1 protein-coding gene is annotated in these 277 nt (G+C 70.4%); it reads left to right on the plus strand.

Going from position 1 to position 277, the window contains the following annotated elements:
- Positions 1-277, plus strand: a 277-nt coding sequence (locus tag NVV99_RS26475) for a hypothetical protein (RefSeq protein WP_260783296.1), incomplete at both ends; no start/stop codon positions are given.

Consider the following 277-nt stretch of genomic DNA (forward strand, 5'->3'; position numbering starts at 1 on the left):
GCGGACCGTGGTGGAGCAGGTGTCGCGCCTGCATCTGGCAGCCTGGGCGGGAGTCCTGGCCGGGGCGTACGACACGCCGCAGTGGGCGTCCCTGATCGCGCGGCACCTGGCCCTGAAGCTGGAAGGCGACCTTCAGAGCGTCCTGCTGATGGCCTACGCGGGAGCGGAGGCGGTCGGGGCACTGCTGTGGCGCGAGAACGCGGCGCACCTGTGGGGAACGCTGGATGCCAGCGTGGACGTGCCGTTGCTGAATGCAGCGGCTGACCTGTCGTCCTCT

It is taken from the genome of Rhodococcus sp. PAE-6, assembly GCF_025290685.1.
GTDB lineage: Bacteria > Actinomycetota > Actinomycetes > Mycobacteriales > Mycobacteriaceae > Rhodococcus > Rhodococcus pyridinivorans.